Here is a 1,417-nt window from a genome sequence, read left to right as displayed (position 1 = left end):
GAACCCATGGATAAATTGGCAATTGAAATGCGTGCCAAACGCTTCTGTTTGACCATAGAAGAGGCTAAAAATCCGCTGTCCGGTACCTATATTGGGCGGCTTTATCTGCAAGGTGTGATTAACCAAGATCAGTATGATGCTGCACAAAAATATCTTGAAGTGAGAAATAATTACCTCTGTGCAAAAGCCTTACCAAATGCAATTTATGATGACTTTACTCCATCTTTTAATGAAGAGGCAAAAAAACAATGGATTGAAAAAACTACTCATTACTATGAAGCAATGAAAGAGGTGCTAAAAGAAGCGCAATGCCTTTATAGACAGCATAACCTTTATGCCGCACTACAGTATCTTGTTCGTGAAGATCAATCACTGCCACATCTTGTCGGTTCGCTGTATGTTGCTCTGAATGCACTTCATAAACATTTTACAAAAAACCGCTAAATTTTAAGCAGCATTTTGAACATTGATAGTGATCTCTTTTCCAAGAGCAATGAGAGTGGATTCTAAAGCATCTAATTTTGTTGCGTGGTTTAAATCCAACAATCGGTCAATTTGTATTGGGTGAAGTTTTAAAAGACGTACGAGATCAGCTTTGCGTAAGTCTTTTTCAACCATAGCGTTATGTATTGCGATCTTTAAAGTGACCAATGAAGATACTTCAACAAAAGGATAAGCAGTATCACGAACTCCAAAAGAAACGACTTCACGATCTTGAAAACGACCCATAATGACTGTTAAAAGCGCGTTTTTAGCATTTTCTAAAGCTTCTTTTTCGTCGTTACCATAGGTAATAAATTCCTGAAAATCTTTGCAAATGACAAGAAGAGTATCATTGTCATCTCTGATAAATTTAAGTGCATATTTCATTTATATCTCCATATTCAGACTTACTTTAGGTCAAGATCTTTAAGAATCTTTTGAACTAATCCTGTTCCTAATTCTTTCCGCGCACCATGCATTGGCAAAACCGTTTTTTTAGAACCACGCTTTACAAGCAAATGGCCGCCTTTCCCTGAGATAAAACTGCAACCATGTTTTGTAAGATATCTTTTTAATTCTTGACTGTTCATAAATATAATATAACATCTAAAATGTTTAAATGCAACAAATATGTTGTTATTTATAGAAAATTAAAAAGCAGCTTTTAAAATACTAAGTTTTGATCAAAAAATAAAAAAAATACAAAATATAGATTTTTTCTATTGACAATGCATGAAAAATCGTATTTAGTGACAACATGGCAGTAGTCGTATTGCGTCTAAAATTCAAAAATATCCCCTAAAATTTCAGTAAAATATCAAGCCTTTAATGTGGCTAGAAAGCCCTGTTTTCTTGCTAATTCTGACTAATCTATTTTTCAAATAACAAAAATCAATATTTGACTAATGATGTCATTAATTATGACTCAAAAGGA

General features: G+C 33.4%; 3 protein-coding genes. 1 reads left to right on the top strand and 2 read right to left on the bottom strand.

From position 1 onward, the window contains the following. On the top strand, nucleotides 1-444 hold a 444-nt coding region (locus ACFIK6_RS09770), incomplete at its 5' end, for a hypothetical protein (RefSeq protein WP_375642732.1). A gap of 3 nt (nucleotides 445-447) precedes the next feature. On the opposite strand, the gene ACFIK6_RS09765 is transcribed toward ACFIK6_RS09770, so the two are convergent. Continuing rightward, nucleotides 448-870 (bottom strand): type II toxin-antitoxin system HicB family antitoxin, encoded by a 423-nt coding sequence (locus ACFIK6_RS09765; RefSeq protein WP_015856255.1) that lies wholly within the window; start codon nucleotides 868-870, stop codon nucleotides 448-450. Nucleotides 871-890: 20 nt separating this feature from the next. Beyond that, nucleotides 891-1,073 carry a type II toxin-antitoxin system HicA family toxin gene (locus ACFIK6_RS09760; protein WP_015856254.1) on the bottom strand — a complete coding sequence of 61 codons (183 nt, stop codon included), beginning with the start codon at nucleotides 1,071-1,073 and terminating at the stop codon, nucleotides 891-893. Between the last annotated feature and the right edge of the window lie 344 nt (nucleotides 1,074-1,417).

Source organism: Bartonella sp. AS69XJJH (assembly GCF_042195585.1).
Taxonomy (GTDB): Bacteria; Pseudomonadota; Alphaproteobacteria; order Rhizobiales; family Rhizobiaceae; genus Bartonella.
Note: the sequence above shows the minus strand (reverse complement) of the source record. Positions and strands in the feature narration are given on the sequence as shown.